General features: G+C 52.7%; 18 protein-coding genes. 13 read left to right on the top strand and 5 right to left on the bottom strand.

All coding sequences use genetic code 11. The features are described from left to right. Nucleotides 1-170 precede the first annotated feature (170 nt). The 3 genes from yidC to rpmH all read right to left on the bottom strand — a co-directional run bounded on the left by yidC (nt 171) and on the right by rpmH (nt 1632). A complete protein-coding gene (yidC, locus tag FD30_RS10655; RefSeq protein WP_024747844.1) occupies nt 171-1004 on the bottom strand; it encodes a membrane protein insertase YidC in 834 nt (277 codons plus the stop codon). Nucleotides 1005-1006: 2 nt separating this feature from the next. Next, the gene (gene rnpA, locus FD30_RS10650) at nt 1007-1363 is read right to left on the bottom strand and encodes a ribonuclease P protein component (protein ID WP_024747843.1); all 357 of its coding nucleotides are present in this window, start codon (nt 1361-1363) and stop codon (nt 1007-1009) included. 134 nt (nt 1364-1497) lie between these two features. Further along, entirely contained in the window at nt 1498-1632 is a 135-nt protein-coding gene (gene rpmH, locus FD30_RS11465) for a 50S ribosomal protein L34 (RefSeq protein ID WP_081624573.1), read from the bottom strand. A 536-nt stretch (nt 1633-2168) separates the two neighbouring features. On the opposite strand from rpmH, the gene dnaA reads away from it, so the two are divergent. The 9 genes from dnaA (at nt 2169) to rpsR (ending at nt 13208) form a co-directional block, all read left to right on the top strand. Next, nucleotides 2169-3518: a chromosomal replication initiator protein DnaA gene (dnaA, locus tag FD30_RS10645; protein WP_056944994.1), complete on the top strand. Its 1350-nt coding sequence runs from the start codon at nt 2169-2171 to the stop codon at nt 3516-3518. A gap of 284 nt (nt 3519-3802) precedes the next feature. After that, nucleotides 3803-4942 carry a DNA polymerase III subunit beta gene (gene dnaN, locus FD30_RS10640; RefSeq protein WP_024747841.1) on the top strand — a complete coding sequence of 380 codons (1140 nt, stop codon included), beginning with the start codon at nt 3803-3805 and terminating at the stop codon, nt 4940-4942. A gap of 493 nt (nt 4943-5435) precedes the next feature. After that, the gene (gene yaaA / locus FD30_RS10635; protein ID WP_024747840.1) at nt 5436-5663 is read left to right on the top strand and encodes a S4 domain-containing protein YaaA; all 228 of its coding nucleotides are present in this window, start codon (nt 5436-5438) and stop codon (nt 5661-5663) included. Continuing rightward, the gene (gene recF, locus FD30_RS10630) at nt 5663-6805 is read left to right on the top strand and encodes a DNA replication/repair protein RecF (RefSeq protein WP_056944993.1); all 1143 of its coding nucleotides are present in this window, start codon (nt 5663-5665) and stop codon (nt 6803-6805) included. The genes yaaA and recF overlap by 1 nt, the downstream gene beginning before the upstream one ends. A gap of 20 nt (nt 6806-6825) precedes the next feature. Further along, a complete protein-coding gene (gene gyrB / locus FD30_RS10625; protein WP_056944992.1) occupies nt 6826-8772 on the top strand; it encodes a DNA topoisomerase (ATP-hydrolyzing) subunit B in 1947 nt (648 codons plus the stop codon). A gap of 74 nt (nt 8773-8846) precedes the next feature. Continuing rightward, entirely contained in the window at nt 8847-11408 is a 2562-nt protein-coding gene (gene gyrA, locus FD30_RS10620; RefSeq protein ID WP_056944991.1) for a DNA gyrase subunit A, read from the top strand. Nucleotides 11409-12029: 621 nt separating this feature from the next. After that, complete coding sequence (rpsF, locus tag FD30_RS10615) at nt 12030-12326, top strand: 30S ribosomal protein S6 (RefSeq protein ID WP_056944990.1); 297 nt, start codon at nt 12030-12032, stop codon at nt 12324-12326. Nucleotides 12327-12366: 40 nt separating this feature from the next. Then, nucleotides 12367-12942 (top strand): single-stranded DNA-binding protein, encoded by a 576-nt coding sequence (ssb, locus tag FD30_RS10610; protein ID WP_056944989.1) that lies wholly within the window; start codon nt 12367-12369, stop codon nt 12940-12942. A 29-nt stretch (nt 12943-12971) separates the two neighbouring features. Beyond that, nucleotides 12972-13208, top strand: coding sequence for a 30S ribosomal protein S18 (gene rpsR, locus FD30_RS10605; RefSeq protein ID WP_024747834.1), 237 nt, complete (start codon nt 12972-12974; stop codon nt 13206-13208). 48 nt (nt 13209-13256) lie between these two features. Here the strand turns inward: rpsR and FD30_RS10600 are convergent, their stop codons facing one another. After that, nucleotides 13257-13904: a nitroreductase gene (locus tag FD30_RS10600; RefSeq protein ID WP_056944988.1), complete on the bottom strand. Its 648-nt coding sequence runs from the start codon at nt 13902-13904 to the stop codon at nt 13257-13259. 180 nt (nt 13905-14084) lie between these two features. On the opposite strand from FD30_RS10600, the gene FD30_RS10595 reads away from it, so the two are divergent. Beyond that, entirely contained in the window at nt 14085-14546 is a 462-nt protein-coding gene (locus FD30_RS10595; protein ID WP_056944987.1) for a flavodoxin, read from the top strand. 269 nt (nt 14547-14815) lie between these two features. On the opposite strand, the gene FD30_RS10590 is transcribed toward FD30_RS10595, so the two are convergent. Further along, nucleotides 14816-15580: a MerR family transcriptional regulator gene (locus tag FD30_RS10590; protein WP_056944986.1), complete on the bottom strand. Its 765-nt coding sequence runs from the start codon at nt 15578-15580 to the stop codon at nt 14816-14818. 254 nt (nt 15581-15834) lie between these two features. Here FD30_RS10590 and FD30_RS10585 point away from each other — a divergent pair, with 254 nt between their 5' ends. The 3 genes from FD30_RS10585 to dnaB all read left to right on the top strand — a co-directional run bounded on the left by FD30_RS10585 (nt 15835) and on the right by dnaB (nt 20303). Continuing rightward, on the top strand, nt 15835-17847 hold the full coding sequence (locus FD30_RS10585) for a DHH family phosphoesterase (protein WP_082604907.1): 2013 nt from the start codon (nt 15835-15837) through the stop codon (nt 17845-17847). Nucleotides 17848-17916: 69 nt separating this feature from the next. Next, nucleotides 17917-18369 carry a 50S ribosomal protein L9 gene (rplI, locus tag FD30_RS10580; protein WP_024747830.1) on the top strand — a complete coding sequence of 151 codons (453 nt, stop codon included), beginning with the start codon at nt 17917-17919 and terminating at the stop codon, nt 18367-18369. Nucleotides 18370-18902: 533 nt separating this feature from the next. Next, nucleotides 18903-20303: a replicative DNA helicase gene (gene dnaB, locus FD30_RS10575; protein ID WP_056944985.1), complete on the top strand. Its 1401-nt coding sequence runs from the start codon at nt 18903-18905 to the stop codon at nt 20301-20303. Nucleotides 20304-20619: the final 316 nt, after the last annotated feature.

Genomic DNA, 20619 nt, shown 5'->3' with positions numbered 1-20619 from the left:
TGAGCGCCGGAGGGCGACCAGTTTACGCCTAACTAACACGACGTGGATAGACGGCGCTCCGGCCTTGTCTGGCCGTCCAGTAAGGCGAATGACCCGCAGTGACCATTAAAAAAGCCGCTGAGGTGACTTGCACCCAGCGGCTTTTTCTCAAAATGCATTTATAACTGGAATTACTTCCGACGACTCTTCTTGGCTTTGCGGATCGCGTTACGGATGGAACGGTCATGGTTGGCCTTTTCCTGTTCCTTAGCTGCCCGTTCAGCGTTGATCTTCCATGGGTTTTGAATCAAGAGGGTCTGGCCCACTTGGAACACATAGGAGATCGTCCAGTACAACGACAGTGACGATGGCACGTTCAGGGCCGTAAAGAAGACCACTAACGGCATCCCGAAGACCATCATCGTGTTCATCGAACTGGTTTCTGGGGCTGACTTGGTGGTCAACCACGAACTGGCCATGGTCGCAACAGCCGCCAAGATTGGCAGGATGAAGTATGGGTCCTTGTGACCCAATTGGAGCCACAGGAACGAACCAGAACGTAGGATCTCCGTCCGCCAGATGGCTTGATAGAGCGCCCAGATAATTGGTAATTGAACGATGGCTGGCAGGCACCCCATCATTGGGTTAATGCCAGCTTCCGAATACAGCTTTTGCTGTTCGGCTTGCAACTTCTGCATCGTCTCGCGGTCACGGGACGAGTATTTCTTTTGTAAGGCTTTGAGTTGGGGTTGAACCTCTTGAGTCTTCCGCATGCTGCGCGTTTGGAAGATCATCAATGGCATCAGGATAATCCGGATAATAATCGTAAACATGATAATCCCGGCACCATAACTATTGCCGAAGAAATGCGCCAACCAGATAATCGCCCGCGAGAAGTTCAAGACGATCAGGCCGTCCCAAATCCCCGTACTTTGATTGGTGATTGGTTTATTACTACAAGCGGAAAGGATAAACACCAGACTCACAATGCCCAACATCATTAGGGTACGTTTGTACTTTTTCACGGTTATTCCTCGCTATAGTTGGAATCTAACAACTTTGCCAGTTTTAAGACGTGGATCAGACTGCTTTTAGCATCGGCCATCGAGATTTGATCGGCACGGGGCCGTGCGATGACTAGGAAGTCCACGTCCTGCTTCAGGTAAGGCTTTAATTCGAGTAAACTTTGCCGGATCCGCCGTTTCACCCAATTCCGGTGAACCGCGTTACCGATCTTCTTGCCGACAGAAATCCCGACCCGAAAATGCGGTTGCCCCGGCTTAGCCATTGAATACACCACAAATTGGCGGTTAGCCACTGAATTTCTGGTTTCAAAGACTTGCTGAAATTCCGCTTCTTTCTTAATGCGGTAAGATTTTCGCATGGAGCATCTCCAAAATTTAACGATCGCTATGATCAACATGCTACCAGTCGGCTGACTGGTGCGACAGTCCGAGGGGCATTGGGGTCCCAGTACCGACTCAGATAAAATAAAAAGACCACTGAACCATCAGCGGCCTATGCAGACAATACTTTACGTCCCTTTTGGCGACGACGTGCCAATACTTGACGGCCATTGCTCGTGCTCATGCGCTTACGGAAGCCGTGGACGCGTGAACGGTGACGTTTCTTTGGTTGGAAAGTGCGTTTCATGTCAGAAACACCTCCTTAAAATTGGTATTTGACTTGGTTGTCCGAAAAACTCGGACAGACTAAATGCATTTCTAGAACATATTAGCATAAAATCCCGCCAATGAAAACCAGAACTTCGAATTTACGCCAAAAACTTCTCCCCAATAAAATTTGTTTCATACCCAGAGCCTGTGGATAACTGAGAATCTCAGAAAAAGTTATCCCGGACTTTTCCGCCGAGTTATCCACTGTTCCACAGGGTGTTAATCAGGCCTTTTTATTTCCTGTTCAAATTGTGGATAACTTGTGAAACACTTGGTGTTAAGCCTTTTATACTCCACAGAATCCTGTTGATAACTGTATTTAAATATTTTTATCCACACCTTCCGAACATCCTGTGGATAACTTAATTAACTGGTTGTGAAACAATTGAATTGACTCCTCAACACCCTGTGGAAAACTTTTTTTCTTCATGCTACACTGAAACTACGTTTTCCGTCAGAACGTCATTTTTTTCTGACGCGTAAGTTCATCACAACGAATAGGGGGATACACTAGTGCCAGAAATGTCAACTTTATGGTCGAGTATTGAAGAGTTGTTCAAACAAAACAGTTCACCGACCACCTATAAGACCTGGATCGAAACCGCCAAGCCCATTTCCTTGGACGGCAACAAGTTGACGTTGGAACTTCCATCACCCCTGCACCGGGATTACTGGACTAACCAACACCTAGACCAGCAACTCGTCGAATACGCATATGAAGCGACCCATGAAGACATTCAACCGGATCTGATTCTAGAAGACGAGCGACAACAGACCGCGACCCGCGGTGGGCACACCAACGCGACCGACGCCGCAGAACCCACCCCGACTTTTATGAAGGAAACCACGTTGAATCCACGCTACACATTTGACACCTTTGTCATCGGCAAGGGCAATCAGATGGCCCACGCCGCGGCATTAGTGGTCTCCGAGGAGCCGGGCGTCATGTATAACCCGTTGTTTTTCTATGGGGGCGTCGGGCTGGGGAAGACCCACTTGATGCACGCCATCGGCAACAAAATGCTGGAAGATCATCCCGAGACTAAGATCAAATACGTGACCAGTGAAGCCTTCACCAATGACTTTATCAATGCCATTCGGACCCGCACGCAGGAGCAGTTCCGACAGGAATACCGCAACGTCGATTTACTCCTGGTTGACGATATTCAATTCTTTGCTAATAAGGAAGGAACGCAAGAAGAGTTCTTCCATACCTTTAACACACTGTACGACGACGGTAAGCAAATCGTCCTGACGTCCGACCGGCTGCCGAACGAGATTCCCAAGCTACAAGACCGCTTAGTTTCGCGGTTTGCCTGGGGACTTTCGGTCGATATCACGCCGCCCGACCTCGAAACGCGAATCGCCATTCTACGGAACAAGGCGGACGCTGATGGCATCGAGATTCCCGACGATACGCTCAGCTACATTGCCGGGCAAATTGATTCCAACGTCCGTGAATTAGAGGGGGCTTTGGCCCGAGTCCAAGCCTACCACCAACTGATGCGTCAACCGATCACCACTGACCTGGCAGCGGAGGCCCTTAAGGGATTGAACCTCGCCGACACCAGCGACGTTATCACGATTCCCGTGATTCAAGACCGCGTGGCCGACTACTTCCACGTCTCACTCAAGGATCTCAAGGGGAAGAAACGCAAGAAAACCATCGTGATTCCGCGGCAGATCGCCATGTACCTGTCCCGGGAACTCACGGACGCCTCCTTACCCCGTATCGGCAACGAATTCGGCGGCAAGGACCACACCACCGTGATTCACGCGTACGATAAAATTGCCGCATCACTCAAAACGGATACGGAACTTCAGAAAAACATCGCGGACCTCAAAGAAGAACTCCGTCGCTAATCCGTTCGTGACAATTCAGTGCCACCATCTACCCCTGAACGACCGTTCGGCGGTCTTTTTGTGCCCAGGTCGTGTATGATAGACGGGGGACACCACGGCGCGTGTGGATAAGCACCGGCAAACGGGTCCAGTTATCCACAAGTTATCCACAGGTGGATAAACCAGGCTACCGGCTGTTTCTCAAAGTTATCCACACTATACACTGCGCTACTACGGCTACTGTTTTTTCTTTTAATTAAGTTAAACCACCGTCACCAGAAATCTAAAGGAGAGTGTTGAAGCTCATGCAATTTACCATTAACCGTGCCGCGTTCGTCAAAGAACTGAACAACGTCTCGCGGGCGATCTCATCCAAGACCACGATTCCCATCCTAACCGGCCTTAAGATTGTGGCCAGTGACACCGGCTTACTCTTGACCGGGTCCAACGCCGACATTTCCATTGAAACCTTGATTCGGTCGGACGATCCCGACATCGGCTTAACGGTCGATGAACCGGGTTCGATCGTATTAACCGCGCGCTTCTTTAGCGAAATTGTGAAGCGCCTGCCCGAAAAGACCATGACGGTCTCCGTTAAAGACGGCTTCCAGACAGAAATCACGTCCGGGTCAGCGGCCTTCAACATTAACGGCCAAGACGCCAACAACTATCCCCATCTGCCAGAAGTGGATGCCGGCGATGCCGTGACCTTGTCCGGCGCGGTCTTCAAAGAACTGATCAGCCAAACCGTCATCGCGGTTTCCAACCAAGAAAGCCGGCCGATCCTGACCGGGGTCCACTTTGTTTTGGCTGACAACCAATTCTTAGCGGTCGCCACGGATAGTCACCGGTTAAGTCAACGGCAGATTGAACTGCCAACACCAAGCAACGCGGCGTTCGACGTCATCATCCCCGGTAAGAGTCTGACCGAATTATCCCGGATGATCGGTGATGACGACAGTGACGTGAAGATGCAATTCTCCGAAAACCAAGTCCTGTTCTTATTAGGTGACACCTCGTTCTACTCCCGCTTGTTGGAAGGAAACTACCCCGACACCTCACGTTTGATTCCTAAGGATGCGTCCACTACGGTAGAATTCGAAGCGCCAGAACTGCTAGCCGCCGTTGAACGGGCCTCCCTGTTGTCCCACGAATCGCGGAACAACGTGGTTAAGTTGACCCTGAAGCCTAGCGATCACCAGGTCACCATCTTCAGTAACTCTCCCGATGTCGGGAACGTCGAAGAAGCCCTGACGCCTAAGACGTTGGACGGGGAAGACTTAGAGATTTCGTTCAACCCCGACTACATGAAGGACGCGCTACGGTCGTTCGGCCAATCTGTGATTCGGGTGGCCTTCACCTCAGCGTTGCGGCCGTTCACGTTGGTCCCAACGGAAGATACCAGCAACTTTATTCAGCTGATTACGCCTGTTCGGACGTTCTAGAATGCCATGTCCGGACTTTGTGAAATTTCACAAAGTCCTAAATCTGTTAAACCACAAAGCGTGGTCCCGTCGTAGGGGCCACGCTTTTTTGCGGGCAATTTGTGAGGACAACCCTGAAAGACGATTCGGGGCTGTGATTCGATTTACGGAAGCAGGGACGCGACCGGGCGTCACCCGCCATTTAACTTTCACCCAATTCCGTCGGTGAAAACTGATGAAAGCGGGGGAGTAACGCTAGCCGCAGCATGTGAAATCCGAACACTAATTGCGCACGCACCGACCATTTGGGGGATGATTGACTGGTAAAACGCCTAAAAACACCCTAAATCGGCGTTAATCACGCTATTTTGATTTCTGAGCAGATTTACCCAGTTTTTGGCAAAAATATCAAAAACGCCATAAGGGGCCTCAGAGGCCAAAAATCAAGGAGTCCAGCTGTACTTTTAGCCTGAAAGGGGTATAATATAAGTAAAGAAAACGAAGGGGTGAAATTGTGAAAAAAGAGGTTTTCATTGAGACGCCCTACATCACATTAGGCCAGATGCTCAAAGAAGAATCCATTATTGGAACCGGCGGTCAAGCCAAGTGGTTCTTGCGGGAAAACACCGTCAAAGTCAACGACGAACCGGATGACCGGCGTGGTCGTAAGCTGTACCCTGGCGACGAAGTCCTGGTTCCCGATGCTGGATCATTTTTTATACGCTCAAAGCAGGGTGAATAATGTATTTGCAAGAGTTGCAGCTCCAAAATTTTCGAAACTACGCGGCGGCTGATCTGAAGCTTGGCAAGGGAATCAACGTCCTCTTGGGGGAGAACGCCCAGGGCAAGACCAACCTCTTAGAGGCCATCTACGCCTTGGCGTTGACCCGCAGCCACCGGACGGCGAACGACCACGACCTGATCAACTGGGAGGCTAAGACCGCCAAGTTGGCCGGGCGAGTGGTCAAAGCCAGTGGGACGACACCGTTGGAGCTGACTTTTTCACGTCAAGGGAAGCGCGCAAAGATCAATCACCTTGAACAGGCTCGGTTGTCACAGTATGTGGGTCAGCTCAACGTGATTTTATTTGCGCCGGAAGACTTAGCCATCGTCAAGGGAGCGCCCACGGTTCGCCGGCGCTTCATGGATATGGAGTTTGGTCAGATGAACCCGCGCTATTTGTACAATCTGAGTCAGTACCGCACGCTGTTGAAGCAGCGTAACCGGTACCTAAAGGATCTGCAGCACCATCAGCAGCACGACCTTTTGTTCTTGGGGGTGCTGTCTGATCAGCTCGCGGCCTATGGGGCGGAGATCATCTACCAGCGGCTGACGATGCTCCGCAAGTTGGAGCACTGGGCCCAGACGATTCACGCTGAGATCTCCCAGCACCGTGAGACCCTAGCCTTTCGCTACGCTACACAGGTCGCCGATAAGGATCTGGATGATCCCAAGACCATCTGTGCGGCGCTCACGGCGCTCTACCAGAAGCAACAAGCCAAGGAACTTTATCAGGGGACCACGCTGATTGGCCCGCACCGCGACGACCTGCACTTTCAAGTCAACGACAAGAACGTGCAGACGTTTGGGTCGCAGGGGCAACAGCGGACCACGGCCTTAAGCGTGAAGCTGGCCGAGATTGACCTGATGAAAGCAGAGACCGGCGAGTACCCGGTCCTCTTGCTAGACGATGTCCTGTCCGAATTGGACGATGCGCGGCAGACCCATTTACTGACCGCGATTCAGGATAAAGTGCAAACGTTTATTACCACCACCAGTCTGAGCGGGATCACCCGCCAACTGATCAAAGACCCGACGATCTTTCACGTCAGTGCCGGAACTGTGGTGGCCGATGAGTCGTCTGACCAGGCGTCAGACGAGTAGTCTGTAAGGAGGATTAGACAGTGGCTGAAAACGAAAAAGAAACCAAAGAAGAAGAAGCCCGCGAATATGACGCCAGCCAGATTCAGGTCCTAGAAGGCCTGGAAGCGGTCCGGAAGCGTCCCGGGATGTATATCGGGACCACCAGTTCGCAAGGCCTGCACCACCTGGTCTGGGAAATCGTGGATAACGGGATCGATGAAGCCTTAGCTGGATTCGCCGACGTGATTCACGTGACGGTCGAAAAGGATAACAGTATCACCGTGACGGATAACGGCCGGGGCATCCCCGTCGATACTCAAAAGAAGACGGGGAAACCCGCCTTGGAAACGGTCTTCACGATCCTGCACGCCGGCGGGAAGTTCGGCGGTGGCGGGTATAAAGTCTCCGGTGGACTCCACGGGGTGGGGGCTTCCGTGGTGAACGCCCTGTCTGTCGAATTGGACGTTGAGGTCACCCGGGACGGAAAGCGCTATGCCATGGACTTCACCCGGGGCCACGTGAAGACCCCGATGCACGTGATTGCGGAGGGCTTGCCCGAAGAAGAGCACGGCACCAAGGTCCACTTCTTGCCGGATCCGGACATCTTCCGGGAAACCACGACGTACGACATTAAGACGCTGACCACCCGGATTCGGGAGCTGGCCTTCTTGAACAAGGGGCTGCGGATCACGATTCGGGACAACCGGTCTGACGAACCCACCGAAGATGATTTTCACTATGAAGGTGGGATTCGCCACTACGTCGACTATTTGAACGAGAATAAAACCACGCTGTTTGAACCGCCAATCTACGTGGAAGGGATGGAAAACGGGATTACCGTGGAAGTGGCCCTGCAATATACGGACGACTACCACAACAACCTGTTGACCTTTACCAACAACATTCACACCTACGAAGGTGGGACCCACGAAGAAGGGTTCAAACGAGCGCTGACGCGGGTCATCAACGACTACGCGCGGCAAAATAAGCTGATGAAGGATAACGAGCCCAACCTGACCGGGGATGACGTCCGGGAAGGCTTAACGGCCGTGGTCTCCGTCAAGCACCCGGATCCTCAATTTGAAGGTCAAACCAAGACTAAGCTGGGGAACTCTGATGCCCGGACGGCCGTGGACCACACGTTCGCGGACCACTTCATGCGCTTCTTGATGGAACACCCCGACATTGCCCACAAGATCGTGGACAAGGGGAGTGTGGCTTCTAAAGCGCGGGTCGCTGCTCGGCGGGCCCGGGAAGTTACGCGGAAGAAGAGCGGGCTGGAAATCAGTAACCTGCCCGGGAAATTGGCGGATAACACTTCCAAGGACCCGAAGATCTCTGAATTGTTCATCGTCGAAGGGGACTCCGCCGGTGGGTCGGCTAAGCAAGGTCGTTCGCGGCTGACGCAGGCCATCCTACCAATTCGGGGGAAGATTTTGAACGTGGAGAAGGCCTCGATGGACCGGATCCTGGCGAACGAAGAAATTCGGTCGTTGTTTACGGCGATGGGCACGGGCTTTGGGGACGACTTTGACGTCGCCAAGGCCAACTACCACAAGCTGATCATCATGACCGATGCCGATGTCGACGGGGCCCACATTCGGACCCTGTTACTGACACTGATCTACCGGTACATGCGCCCCTTATTGGACGCCGGCTTTGTCTACATCGCGTGCCCACCCCTGTACCGGGTGCGTCAAGGGAAGTATCAACGCTACATCGATTCCGATGACGAATTGAAAGAAGTCTTGGGTCAATTATCACCTTCGCCGAAGCCGCAGATTCAACGGTACAAGGGGCTTGGTGAAATGGACGCGGAACAACTCTGGGACACCACCATGAACCCAGATAACCGGCGGCTCTTACGGGTTGATGCCAGCGATGCCATCAACGCGGACCAAGTCTTTAGCATGCTGATGGGCGATAAGGTCGCTCCCCGGCGTGAATTTATCGAGGATAATGCCACCTTCGCGGACCTGGACGTCTAGTCTGGGGTGCGGTAACGGGTTCATCAGGCAACTCTGAGGGAACCCTGGCAGTAGGTAGGAACGGAGGATAAATTTTGGCTGATCAAGATTTTGAAAACAAACGGATCACCGACGTGGACCTGACCAAGACCATGCGGACGTCCTTTCTGGACTACGCGATGAGCGTCATCGTCCAACGGGCGTTGCCAGACGTGCGGGATGGGTTGAAGCCCGTTCACCGGCGGATCTTATACGATATGCATGAACTGGGCATTACGCCCGACAAGCCATTCCGGAAATCAGCCCGGGTGGTTGGGGATGTCTTAGGGAAGTACCATCCCCATGGTGACACGGCGGTCTACGAATCCATGGTTCGGATGGCCCAGGACTTCTCGTACCGCTACATGCTAGTAGATGGTCACGGGAACTTCGGGTCCGTCGATGGTGACGGGGCCGCGGCCATGCGGTATACCGAAGCACGGTTGAGTAAGATCGCGCTGGAAATGCTGCGGGACATCAACAAGGATACGATTGATTATCAAGATAACTACGATGGCAGTGAGCGCGAACCCGTGGTCTTACCCTCTCGGTTCCCCAACCTGTTAGTCAACGGGGCTTCGGGGATCGCCGTGGGGATGGCGACCAACATCCCGCCGCACAACTTGACGGAAGTCATCAGTGCGTTGCACATCTTGATGAACAACCCTGACGCGACGTTGGCGGACCTGATGGAAGCCTTACCGGGACCAGATTTCCCAACCGGGGGAATCGTCATGGGTAAGGCCGCCATTCGCCGGGCTTACGAGACCGGGAAGGGCACCATCACCTTACGGGCGAAGGTCGATATTGAAGAAGAAAAGAACGGGAAGCAACGCATCGTGGCCACGGAAATTCCGTACATGGTCAACAAGGCCAAGCTGATCGAACGCATCGCCGAATTGGCCCGGGATAAACGTATCGAAGGCATTACCGATGTCAACGATGAATCCGACCGGACCGGGATGCGAATCGTGATCGATGTTCGCCGGGATGCCAGTGCCGAAGTCATCTTGAACAACTTGTACAAGATGACCTTGATGCAGACCTCCTTTGGGATCAACATGTTAGCCATCGTTGATGGTGCGCCGAAAGTGCTGGGCTTAAAGGCCATCTTGCAGTACTACCTGGAATTCCAGATGGAAGTCATCCGGCGGCGGACGGCCTTCGAATTGAAGAAGGCGGAGGCCCGGGCCCACATCCTGGAAGGGTTGCGGATCGCCCTGGACCACATCGACGAGATCATTACGATCATTCGTGAATCCCAGACGGCCGACGTGGCTAAGAATGAACTGATTACCCGCTTCGCGTTATCCGACAAACAATCACAGGCCATTTTGGACATGCGGTTGGTTCGGTTGACCGGTCTGGAACGGGAAAAGGTCGAAAAGGAATACAAAGACCTGTTAGCGTCGATCGAAGACTACAAGGAAATCTTGGCGTCGAAGGACCGGCAAAAGGGCATCATTTACGAAGAATTGCTCGACATCCAGAACAAGTTCGGCGACAAGCGGCGGACGGAATTGATGGTCGGCGAAGTCTTGAGTCTTGAAGACGAAGACTTGATCGCCGAAGAAGACGTGGTGGTCTCCTTGACGCATAACGGCTACATCAAGCGGTTGCCAACCACCGAATTTAAGGCCCAAAACCGGGGCGGTAAAGGGATTCAGGGGATGGGCGTGCACGATGACGACTTTATCGAACACTTAGTCGCCACCTCCACGCACGACATGCTCCTGTTCTTTACCAACACTGGGAAGGTCTACCGGATGAAGGGTTACGAGATTCCGGAATACGGACGGTCAGCCAAGGGGATTCCCGTGATCAACTTGCTGGGGATCAACACTGACGAACACGTTCAAGCGGTGATCAACGTGGCCAATCCGGGTCAAAACGCCGATATGGACCTGTTCTTCACCACGGTTCACGGAACCGTCAAGCGGACGCCAGTAGACGAGTTCGCCAACATCCGGAGCAACGGGCTGAAGGCGCTGAACTTAAAGGACGGCGACGAACTGATGAACGTGGCGATCATCAAGGATGACGCCAATATGATCATCGGGACCCACTTGGGGTACGCCGTCAGCTTTGCGGCGCAAGACGTACGGTCCATGGGTCGTTCGGCGACTGGGGTCCGTGGGATCCGGTTACGGGAGAACGACTACGTTATCGGTGCCAGTGTCTTGAAGCCGGACAGTCGGGTGTTTGTCATCTCCGAAAAGGGGTATGGGAAACAAACGGCCGCCGCTGAATACCCAATCAAGGGTCGGGGCGGTAAAGGCATCAAGACCGTGAACGTGTCCGCCAAGAACGGACCGTTAGCGGGGCTGACCACCGTTGATGGTGATGAAGACATCATGTTGATCACCAACAAAGGGGTCATGATTCGCTTCAGCATTGCGGACGTATCCGAGACCGGTCGGGCCACTCTAGGGGTCCACTTGATTCGGTTGAACGACGACGCTGTAGTCGCGACCATGGCGAAGGTGGCTAAGGAAGACGATTCGGGAGATGACGCCAGTGACGCGGAGACTTCAACAGATGAAGCCACGGCACCAGCCGATTCACCAGCATCGACGACCGATACACCAGACGCACCAGACGCACCAGACAATCATTAAAAGACACGAAGCGCCGTTCCTAATTCTGGGAACGGCGCTTTTTGGGTTGTGTGGGGTGTCCGCCTTACCGGGCGACCATTAAAGTGATGAGGCTTTTGGAGTCGATTCTAAGTGGTGCTTAAATCGTAATGCTTAACTGAAGTTGGAGGAAAGCTACTTGACCAATGTTAAAATCGACAGCTGATTCCTCGTGGTTGTTAGGATCTGGCGCTCGGATTGAGACGATCGTTGGTCATCAGTCTTGTGTTTCGTAAGCCGTGAGGGCGGCCAGACAGGGCTCAGCCGTGAAATTATTCTTAGTTGGCGTCCCTCAGCCGACTTAGAATAAGGCCCAGCTTCGAGACCGTCCTTTGGCTCGAAGTGGTGCCCACGGCGTTCCAGCCCTGTCTGGCCGCCCGGTAAGGCGGATGGCCCCACCATCATAAAAAGTTTTTCGATAAATTTTAACGGGAAAGCGGAATTACTCTTGTAACGTCAGGCATTCCCGTCGGTCGGCCCCGATTTGCCTCAGCCCCATTTTTATGCTATACTTCTAGCTTGTGAGTATCTGGCTAACGCTAGCAACTCTCCTTGCTCCCGTATCTGACGGGGGCCTGAAGTCCATAAGGAGGTGTACGATTCATGGAAACTACGAAATACGAAATTACCTACATCATTCGTCCAGATCTTGACGACGCTGCTAAGACTGCTTTAGTAGAACGGTTTGACAAGATCGTTACGGATAACGGTGCAGAAATCATCAGTTCTAAAGACTGGTCAAAGCGTCGTTTCGCTTACGAAATTGGTGGTTACAACGAAGGTATCTACCACGTGATTACCTTAAACGCAAACGATGACACAGCTTTGAACGAATTCGACCGTTTATCCAAGATCAACAATGACATCTTACGTCATATGATCGTTAAGCGCGAAGATTAATTCTAACTTTAACTTTTAATTTGAGAGGAGTTATTCAGCAATGATCAACCGAGTAGTACTTACTGGCCGACTGACACGGGATGTTGACTTACGATACACCCAAGGCGGTGCTGCTGTTGCCACCTTTACGTTGGCCGTTGATCGGCGGTTCACCAACCAGCAAGGTGAGCGGGAAGCTGATTTCATCAGTTGTGTGATTTGGCGAAAGTCCGCGGAGAATTTCGCTAACTTCTTCCACAAAGGGTCTCTGGTCGGCATTGAAGGCCGTGTCCAGACCCGGAACTATGAAAATCAGCAGGGCCAACGGGTCTACGTGACCGAAGTGGTCGTCGAAAACTTTTCCTTCTTGGAACCACGGTCTCGCAATAATGCGGGGAACCAGAACCAAGGTGGCAATAACTACGGCGCTCCTGTGAATAACGCACCTCAGAATCAAAATGCCAATCCCTTTACTAGCGGCAACCATGCCCCTCAAGGGAACCCGACGCCTAGTGCGAACAACACGCCGGCAGGGAATCCCAGTGCCAACAACGGAAACAACAGTGGCAACACCAACGATCCGTTCGCGAACACCGGCGATTCAATTGACATTTCTGACGATGATTTACCGTTCTAAAAACTCACTAAACGAGGAGGGAATTATCCATGGCAGGACAACGTCGTGGCGGCCGTCGCCGTCGTAAGGTTGACTTCATCGCAGCCAACCACATCGAATACATTGATTACAAAGACACTGACTTGTTACGTCGGTTCATCTCCGAACGGGGCAAGATTTTACCTCGCCGGGTCACTGGTACTAGTGCCAAGAACCAACGCAAGTTAACTATTGCTATCAAGCGTTCACGGATCATGGGCTTAATGCCATTCGTTAACGAAGAATAGTTCTTAAAAAACGACCATCCTGCGGGATGGTCGTTTTTTGATACGTTGCTAATGTTTTAAGGTCAGGATATCGGTGACGGGTCGGCGCTTGGTGCGTAACGCGTTGACCTTACTGTCGCTGGGATAGCCTAAGGCAATACCCATAAAGATGGCTTGATCTGCTGGAATGTCGAATTCCTGGTGAATCTCTTCAGGGTAGCGCACCAGTTCGTAGGCGGGGACGCCACTGACGCCGTGCTCCTGGGCGGCGAGGAGAATCCCGTACCCGAAGGCGCCTAAGTCGTAGGCGGAATAGGCCGATGATTTCTGAGGCATGGTCAGGTAGACCAGCGCGGGGGCGTTGAAGAGGTCCTTTTGAACGTCGGCAAACTGGCCGGCATCGCTACCGAAGAAGCCCAGCATGTTCGAACGCCAAGCGTCCAAGTTTGCCTGGGGAAAGGCCGCCCACTCGGACTTCTTAGGCGGCATGACTTCGGTCCAACTCTTCTGGCCCTGGTTGTGGCGCTGGAAGTGGCTTTGGCGTAAACGGGTCGCGGCGTCTCCCGTGGCGATGTAGACTTTCCAGGGCTGGGTGTTCTCCCAGGATGGCGCTAGTTGCGCTTGGGTGATGATGGCCGTCAAGGTGTCGCGAGTGACCGGACGATTGCTAAAGCTACGTGCGGAGTGGCGCTGGGCCAATAAGTCTTGTGATGACATGGGCGAAACTTCCTTTCTATACTGCTTAGGGTTACCCCTAGTTTACCGCCTTTCGATAGGAAACGACAGTTCGTGGGTCAGGGTAACGGGGGGTGCCAAAATGAAAATGGGACAAACTATTTCCGAATCTGACATTAAGCGTTATCCTTAAAGGTAAAGAGACTTTTGGGAGGGATGTTTATGCAACCAGTAGCTGTCGTTTATTTTTCACAGACTGGCGTCACGGCGAACGCCGCTACCGAGATTCAGCGCGTGCTCGGCGGCCCATTAGTCGAGTTGCACCGCCAACCGGCCTACCCGGAGAATTATTCGGAGTTAGTTCAGATTGCGGATAAGGAACGCGCAGCCCACTTACTCCCAACGTTGATGCCCCTCACCACCACACTTAGTGACGTGACGACCATCTTCTTGGGCTTTCCGACTTGGTGGAGCCAACCACCGCTGATCATCAACCAATTCTTTGCCACCACGGATCTGCGGGGGAAAACCATCGTGCCCTTTACCACCAGCGTCAGCAGTCTGATCGACGAAAGTATGGGGACGTTACGTAGCCTGGCGAAAAAGGCAGGCGCGACGCTTACTCCCGGCTTAACGGCGAATTCCCGGGAAGACACGCAGAACTTTATTCGACAATACCAATAGGGCCTGGGATAAATTCCCAGACCCTATTTTTCGACGTTTAGCCAGGGGCAGACTGTGGTAATTACCCGTCTTACCGGTTGGCCCTGAAGCGTGGTGGGCACGACTTGGCGCTCTGAAAGTCCCAGGGCTTCAAGTTCGGCCTTTGGGTAAGCCAGCCCAAACGACACCACTGAGCCTCTTCAGGCCCAACTTCACGGCTAAATTGAGCGTACCCAAGACAGTGTTTCCTGACGGTTGACCAACATGTGAAACTCATCAAGTAGGCCCTGTTAGTCCTGGGCGTAGCGAAGAATGATGGCTGCCAGGAGCCGGCCGGCCGCGGGGTCGCCCACCTTTTGGGCGTAGTACGCTTGGAACCGGGCGTCGGTACGGTAAAGTTCGGCGAGTCCGCGGTGTTGCGCGGCCGTGTAATTGTTCCACGTGAAACATAACCATTGACGGTGAAGTTGATACACGCGGTGCGCTTCCGGGGACGCCAGATCCTGGGTCTGGCTGACCTGACGTAATTGGTCAATTAGCGCCTGTTCGGTAGCCTGCATGTCCTGGTAGGCCTCGGCGGAGAGGTTGGTAAAACGGTGCTGACTCGCAGTGACGGCGGCTTGGCCGTAACGCTGACGGGCCTCGTCACCGTAAGCCTGCTGATTGGCGGTAACCTGTTGCTGCTTGAAAGCGGCGAACTTTTCTGAATCGGTCATGGGAATTCCTCCTTGGTGGGCCGCTAAGGTGCGGTCGAGACTGTTCAGCAAACGTGTGAGGCGGGTTCGCTCGGCGACCAGATGCTCCCGTTGTTGGCGGAGTAAGGCGTCCTGTTGCGCTGGCGGTTGGGCCAATAGGTGCCGAATCTCTGCGAGGGTGAATCCGAAGGCCTGCCAGTAACGAATCTGCTGGAGCTGGTCGACTTGAGCGGCCGTGTAGGTCCGGTAGTCGTTAGTGGGGTTGCGCTGAGCACGTAAGAGACCAATCTGATCATAGTAGCGGAGGGTCCGGGTGCTTAGCCCGGCGAGCGCCGCGAGTTGCGTAATTGAGTAGGTCATCGGGACCACCTCCTTGGCTTGCTTGTAACCTACTCTACAGGTTGCCGTCGCGTCAAGGTCAAGAAAAGTTAGCTTTCCCTCAATAACCGTTTTCAACCCCGCCACACCGGGGTTTGGGTGATAAAGAGATTTTGTGATTACCCCGGGTTGTGATAAAATAGGAGTATTATTTGAAGCGCTTTGCGCCCACCGGTCGAGAACCGGTGAGGGCCACGCTCCGGGACTAGTTACACGAATCAAAATGAGGAGTAAGTATGGATAAACTATTTGCGCGACTGGCGGTGCCCGAGTTCTTACAGAACCGGCGGCTCCGCGGGATCGCTATCATGACGGCGGGTCTAGCCATTCTAGGGATAGTCCTGTCATTTCTGCTTAATTGGATCTTTGGTCTCGTCGTTTTAGTCTTAGTCGGCCTCGCAACTTGGGGCGTTTTTAACACCATGGCCGAAATCGGCGCAGACACCACCCAGTACATTTCTGACCTATCGTTTCAGATTCAACAGGGCGGCCAAGAAGCCCTGATTCGGATGCCACCTGGTGTCTTGATCTTGGGCGACAACGACCAGGTGGAGTGGCTTAACCCGTATCTGCAACGGTACTTTGAGGATCAAAACGCCTTAGGACGGCCCCTAAAGGACGTCGACGCGGAGTTGGCGCAACTGGTAACGGACACGCCGCCGGAGACGCTGAGCACGGTCAAGTGGCGTGATTACCGCTTCACCTTGTACGTGCAACCAGATTTCCATGCGGTCTACCTGTATGACGTGACCCACTACCAGTTGATTCAGGAACAGTACGATAACGAAAAAATCGCCATCGGCCAGATCTTCTTGGATAACTACGATGAGATTACCCAGTCGATGACCGACCAAGACATTTCCAACCTCCGTAATTACGTGACCAATGAATTGTCTGCTTGGGTCCAGAAGTTCGACATGTACCTCAAACAACTTGATGATGACCACTACTTTGTCTTGGCCTACGCCAAGTCGCTGGCCGCCATTGAGACGGATAAGTTCAAGATTCTCGACACCATTCGGGAATCCACGTCGAAGCAGAACTTCCCGTTGACGTTAAGTATCGGGATCGCCTATGGGGACCCGAACTTAAACAAGCTGGCCGACCAAGCCCAGAGTAACCTGGACCTGGCGTTAGGCCGGGGAGGTGACCAGGTCGTGGTCAAGGCTGCCGACCAGGAAGCCCGGTACTATGGCGGGAAGACCAACCCAATGGAGAAGCGGACCCGGGTCCGGGCGCGGATGATCTCCCAAGCCTTACAAGAGTTAATGAACGAGTCCGACCAGATCTTTGTCCAGGGACACACCCAGCCGGACATGGATTCGTTAGGGGCCTGCTTAGGGATTCGCCGGATCGCCAAGATGAATCACAAGACCTGTTGGATCGTCTTAGACCAAGAGACCGTGCACTCCGATGTGCAGCGGTTGTTGGATGACTTGAAGGACTACCCGGACATTGCCGAGTCCATTATTTCACCGGAAACGGCCATCGAAAAGGCGACCGACCAAAGCATGTTGCTGATGGTCGACCACTCCAAGCCGTCGATCACGATTGCCCCAGACCTCTACCAGCGTCTGGAAAACCGCGTGATGATCATTGACCACCACCGGCGGGGCGAAGAGTTCCCCGAGAACCCCTTGCTGGTCTACATCGAACCTTACGCCAGCTCGACTTGTGAGTTGATTACCGAAATGTTCGAGTACCAGTCACAGGAGAGCGAACCCATCAATAAGGTGGAAGCGACAGCGATGTTGACCGGGATCTTCATCGATACCAAGCACTTCTCCTTACGGACCGGGACCCGGACCTTCGATGCGGCCAGTTATCTTCGGTCCGCGGGGGCGGATGCCCTTGAGGTGCAACAGTACATGAAAGAAAACGTCGACAGTTACCTGCAGCGGAACCACTTGATTGAGTTAGTCGAGTTCGTCAACGAGGATATGGCCGTGGTCACCGGTGAAGATGACCAGACCTACGATCCGGTGACGGCGGCTCAGGCGGCCGACGACCTGTTGAATATGTCGGGTGTCGACGCGTCGTTTGTGATTACACGACGAGTCGACGGTCGGGTCGGTATTTCCGCACGGTCGTTGGGCCAGATCAACGTACAACTGGTCATGGAAGACATGGGCGGAGGCGGTCACTTATCCAACGCGGCCACCCAGATCAGCGACAAGTCCGTGACCGAGGTCAAGCAACAGCTGCTGGACATCCTAAACAAGAAGGATGAGCCGGTGGGTGAGGCTTAGGAAAGTTAATTGCGTCAACCGGCGTTTTGACGTAGGATTAATTTAAGGAACAATTGAGGAGTGAACGACGTGAAAGTTATCTTTATGAAAGATGTCCGCGGCAAAGGTAAGCGCGGCGAAGTGAAGAACGTCCCTGACGGGTACGCGCAAAACTTTTTGATCAAACGCGGGTTAGCCAAGGCGGCTAACCAAGCTGCGATGAGTCAACTCAACGCCGAACGTAAAGCTGAGGCTAAGCGTGACGCCGAAGAGTTAGCCGAAGCAAAGCAATTGAAGGACCGTCTGGAAGATAAAAAGACGGTCGTGGAATTGAGTGCCAAAGCGGGAACCGACGGCCGGTTATTCGGGTCGATTCCTAGCAAGCAAATTGTCCAAGCATTAGCTAAGCAATTTGATTTGAAGCTCGACAAGCACAAGGTGGATTTACCAGAACCCATCCGGTCCTTAGGCTTCACCAACGTGCCGGTTAAGCTGCACCCCGATGTGACCGCCAAGATTCGGGTTCACGTCGCTGAAAAATAACGATAAGTTCTTAGACGAAAGGGTCGTCCCTAGTGGATGGCTCTTTTGTTTTGGGCCAAACTCAAAAATAAGCAGAGCGTAAAGTTCACAGCGGCGCAGATCACGTGTTAAGATTGAAATCTGGTATTATATAATATATATTAAAGTTCGCTGGTCATGCGCTGAAAACGGCCGATACTTGACTGATTGGGAATCTGTCGTGGATTGGGATTTAATTGGATGGGCTATGCGGATGGTTCTGGTTTAAGGTGGCCATTCGAGTCTGAATATCTGGTTAAATAGCTTCACTCAGGTCGTCAATTTTTTGAGGGCTGCTTATTGGTTACTAGGGGCTCGTGTGTTGCCAAAAAGGAAAGCAATCGCCGTGCTCCCATTTAGCCCTGTCTGGTCGCCCGGTAAGGCGCATGACGTCGTCGATGTTGAAGTTAAACAGACCCTAATGGAATTTTGATTGCGATTAGGATTTTAGAATACGCGGTTTGGTTTGTAGGTTTAGAACCATTACGTTAGTCACTAGTTATGAAGGGGTAAGTATGGATAATCAGGCACCATTAACGGACAACACACCACCACAAAACCTCGCTGCCGAAAAGGCCGTCTTAGGGGCGATCTTTTTGAGTACCGACGCGTTGGTGGATGCGCTGGAATATTTGACCCCGGAGGATTTCTATCGCCGGGAGCATCAGATCATTTTTCAAGCCATGATCGACCTCAACGACCGGGATGAAGCCATTGACGTGGTGACCATCACCGACCGATTAACGGCTAAGAATGAACTCGATGATGTGGGCGGGGTCACCTACATCGCCGAACTGGCGGGCGCCGTTCCAACGGCGGCCAACGCCACCTATTATGCAAAAATCGTCCAGAATAAGGCCGTCTTACGACGGTTGATTCAGACGGCGACCAACATTGTGACCCAGGGGTACGCTGAAGACGGGACCGATGTGAATGAACTCCTAGACAACGCGGAACGCGACATCATGAACGTGGCGGAGATGCGGAGCCAGTCCGGGTTCAAACCCATTCGGGACGTCTTGAATACCACGTTTGAAGATATTAACGAACTGGCCGAAAAGGGCGACGCCATTACTGGGCTCTCTACCGGATACGCGGAGCTCGACAAGATGACCACGGGACTGCACGACGATGAACTGATGATTCTCGCCGCCCGGCCGGCCGTGGGGAAGACCGCGTTTGCCTTAAACATTGCGCAGAACGTAGGAACCAAGACCGACAAGACCGTCGCCATCTTCAGTCTGGAAATGAGTGCCGAATCGCTGGTCAACCGGATGCTGTGTGCGGAAGGGTCGATCGACGCCAACCACTTGCGGACGGGACAACTGTCCGAAGACGAGTGGCAGAACCTGATCGTGGCCATGGGTAGCCTTGCCAAGGCCAGCATCTACATCGATGATACGGCCGGGAATAAGATTACCGAGATTCGGGCTAAGTGTCGACGACTGGCTAAGGAAAAGCAGAACTTAGGGTTAATCGTTATTGATTACCTGCAACTGATCGAAGGGACCAACCACGAAAGTCGGCAACAAGAAGTGTCGGATATTTCCCGCCAACTCAAGAAGCTGGCTAAGGAACTCCACGTGCCTGTGATCGCCCTGTCCCAACTCTCACGGGGAGTGGAACAGCGACAGGATAAGCGGCCGGTGTTGTCCGATATTCGGGAATCTGGTTCGATCGAACAAGATGCCGATATCGTGTCCTTCCTGTACCGGGATGACTACTACGAACGGGAAGGCGACGACGCAGACGGTGGCGGAAACGACAGTGATCCACGGGACGAAGGGGACCAAGACGTCGGTGAAGTCGAAGTCATTATTGAAAAGAACCGGTCGGGCCCGCGGGGAACCGTGAAGCTGCTGTTTGTTAAATCATTTAACAAATTCTCATCCGTAGCCCACGTTCCAGAGGGATAAATACTGATTTATCCGGATAATTAATTAAGCATTAGGGGAATAAGCCTAAAAATGAGTGTGACTGGTCAAAATTCATACGGATGTGCCAGAAAGTTCACAATTTCATCATATTTAGCGCTTAGTATATAGAGCATAGAAGTTAACCAATCGGTTGACCTCTACCAAAGATTAACAATCTTTTTTTCATGTACTCCTCCTCCCCTGGAATAATGAAAAAATTAGTTAACGTCATTCTTAATGACGTTACCCCTACTCCGATGACCATCGCTTTCCCCGAGCGGTGGTTTTTCTTTTGTTTAAAATTTGAGGTTATTAC

The organism is Levilactobacillus namurensis DSM 19117, assembly GCF_001434785.1.
Taxonomy (GTDB): Bacteria; Bacillota; Bacilli; order Lactobacillales; family Lactobacillaceae; genus Levilactobacillus; species Levilactobacillus namurensis.
The sequence above is the reverse complement of the archived record's forward strand: the minus strand, read 5'-3'. Positions and strand labels throughout refer to the sequence as shown.

Coding starts and splice junctions, on each gene's coding strand:
- rpsR (WP_024747834.1), top strand. CDS start 12,972: ATGGCAGGACAACGTCGTGGCGGCCGTCGCCGTCGTAAGGTTGACTTC.
- FD30_RS10585 (WP_082604907.1), top strand. CDS start 15,835: ATGGATAAACTATTTGCGCGACTGGCGGTGCCCGAGTTCTTACAGAAC.
- FD30_RS10590 (WP_056944986.1), bottom strand. CDS start 15,580: ATGACCTACTCAATTACGCAACTCGCGGCGCTCGCCGGGCTAAGCACC.
- recF (WP_056944993.1), top strand. CDS start 5,663: ATGTATTTGCAAGAGTTGCAGCTCCAAAATTTTCGAAACTACGCGGCG.
- rpmH (WP_081624573.1), bottom strand. CDS start 1,632: ATGAAACGCACTTTCCAACCAAAGAAACGTCACCGTTCACGCGTCCAC.
- FD30_RS10600 (WP_056944988.1), bottom strand. CDS start 13,904: ATGTCATCACAAGACTTATTGGCCCAGCGCCACTCCGCACGTAGCTTT.
- ssb (WP_056944989.1), top strand. CDS start 12,367: ATGATCAACCGAGTAGTACTTACTGGCCGACTGACACGGGATGTTGAC.
- dnaB (WP_056944985.1), top strand. CDS start 18,903: ATGGATAATCAGGCACCATTAACGGACAACACACCACCACAAAACCTC.
- dnaN (WP_024747841.1), top strand. CDS start 3,803: ATGCAATTTACCATTAACCGTGCCGCGTTCGTCAAAGAACTGAACAAC.
- rpsF (WP_056944990.1), top strand. CDS start 12,030: ATGGAAACTACGAAATACGAAATTACCTACATCATTCGTCCAGATCTT.
- FD30_RS10595 (WP_056944987.1), top strand. CDS start 14,085: ATGCAACCAGTAGCTGTCGTTTATTTTTCACAGACTGGCGTCACGGCG.
- rnpA (WP_024747843.1), bottom strand. CDS start 1,363: ATGCGAAAATCTTACCGCATTAAGAAAGAAGCGGAATTTCAGCAAGTC.